3 protein-coding genes are annotated in these 1,761 nt (G+C 68.8%); 1 reads left to right on the top strand and 2 read right to left on the bottom strand.

Features of this window, described 5'->3' with window-relative positions; all coding sequences use genetic code 11:
- The first annotated feature begins 111 nt into the window (after positions 1 to 111).
- Complete coding sequence (locus ACNPM4_RS12865; RefSeq protein WP_029261139.1) at positions 112 to 447, top strand: L-rhamnose mutarotase; 336 nt, start codon at positions 112 to 114, stop codon at positions 445 to 447.
- Positions 448 to 454: 7 nt separating this feature from the next.
- Here ACNPM4_RS12865 and ACNPM4_RS12860 read toward each other — a convergent pair whose 3' ends face one another.
- Both ACNPM4_RS12860 and ACNPM4_RS12855 read right to left on the bottom strand, forming a co-directional pair.
- The gene (locus ACNPM4_RS12860) at positions 455 to 1,282 is read right to left on the bottom strand and encodes a CPBP family intramembrane glutamic endopeptidase (RefSeq protein WP_448985929.1); all 828 of its coding nucleotides are present in this window, start codon (positions 1,280 to 1,282) and stop codon (positions 455 to 457) included.
- Between the two features lie 90 nt (positions 1,283 to 1,372).
- Positions 1,373 to 1,681 carry a hypothetical protein gene (locus ACNPM4_RS12855; RefSeq protein WP_105712263.1) on the bottom strand — a complete coding sequence of 103 codons (309 nt, stop codon included), beginning with the start codon at positions 1,679 to 1,681 and terminating at the stop codon, positions 1,373 to 1,375.
- Between the last annotated feature and the right edge of the window lie 80 nt (positions 1,682 to 1,761).

Genomic DNA, 1,761 nt, shown 5'->3' with positions numbered 1-1,761 from the left:
CGGAGGCCGTCGCCCGCGCGACGGCGAGCATTCCGGAGTCGCTGTGGAACGCGTTGGAGCAAGCCGGGCACGTCCTGTCACCGGAATCGATCTGAGCGCGGAGGGGACCACATGCGCATCGCCCTGCATTCGATCATCGCCGAGGGCGCGGTCGACGACTACCGAGCCCACCACGCCCGGATCCCCGACGCGTTGCGCGACCTCTTCGGCGTCGCGGGCATCCACGACTGGACGATCTGGCGCTCCGGGCGACACCTCTTCCACCTGGTCGAATGCGACGACTTCGAGGCCGCGATGCGCGTCGTCGAGGCCTCGCCGGTGAACGACGCATGGCAGGCCGACATCGGCCGGTTCGTCGAAGGCTTCCACGGTGCTGATGGCGAGGACGGCTTCACCCCGATCGAGCAGGTGTGGGCGCTGTCGGTGCAGCGCGGCACCGACGCGTGACGCGCGGTCAGGCCGGACGTGTCTCGCTGAAGTCCGGGCGGGTTTCGCCGACGTGGCCGCGGATGAAGAAGATCGTCACGAAGCCGGCGACGACCACCACGATGTTGCCGAGACCGGCGAAGCCCGTGAGCGCGCCCTCCGCCGGGTAGGCGGTCTGCAGGAAGATGCTCGGGTCGGTGCTCGCGTGCAGCAGGATCGGCGCGATGATCGTTCCGGTCACGCGGAGCGCGAGGTACATCAGGATGCCGAAGGCGAAGGTGTAGACCAGCTGGAACCCGGTCGCGAGGAGGTTCTGCCCGTTGAGCAGGTTGCCCGCGTGCAGTCCCGCGAAGAGGGCGGCCGAGACCACGGCCACCACGACCTCGCGGTGGCCCGCCTTGCGTATCAGGTTCACCACCAGGCCGCGAGTGAGCACCTCTTCGGTGAAGCCGATCAGGAGTCCGGCCAGGAGCCACGTCAGCACGACGTCGAAGCCCGCCTTGCCGTAGTCGATCGTCGCGAAGCGGAGGATGTTGAACAGCAGCACCACAACGATGGCGATCCACATCCAGCCTCGGCCGCGGATCGGCTGCCGGCCGAAGACCTCGCGCCACCACCCGACCGAGAGGGTGAAGGCGGCGAGGATGACGGCCCCGACGAGTTCGGGCAGGACGTAGAACACGGCGAGGCCCGCCGCGCTGCTCGGTTCCTGGATGTTCAGCGCGAGCGGAGTGAACGACAGCGAGAGCAGCTGGAAGAGGACGAAGTACGCGGCCGTGAGGAGGAGCGCTCGCCACCATCCGCCCTTTTCCCAGAACCTCTTCCAGAACGTGGCGGTGGGTGCGGGAGAGGTCATGAGGACTCCAGGCGGTGGGGGAGGGCCGGCGTGTTCACGTCAGTTTTGCGCAGGCCGGCGCTGTGCGTCCAGCGGAGGCATCTCGGCGTGTCAGCGAGGAGCGCTCCGACCCGCACCCCGGTTGCGCGTCGGTGGGAGGTGCGGGATCGGGATCGGCCGCGTCGCCCGAGAGGCGTCCTGGAACCTCCGGACGGCGTCGAGCACGTCCTCTGCGGAGCTGTACCGCAGGGCGAGGGGGAGGTCGCGTCGCCACAGGACCTCGAACTCCGTCGGCGCGTCTTCGAAGATCGTGCAGACCACTCGGCGGTGATCGCCCTCCGGGTAGTGCAGATCATGGATCGCCCAGTCGGTGTCGCCGACGCGCGCCAGGGCGAACCTGCGGTCCGGGTCGTGCTCCATCGTTCTCCTGACTGTCCCCACGATGAAGGATGACCGCTCGCTGCGCGGAAAGGGAGGGGCTTGACACCGCCGCGGGGGGG

Source organism: Microbacterium umsixpiens (assembly GCF_053543675.1).
This window is presented reverse-complemented; position numbering and strand designations above follow the sequence as displayed.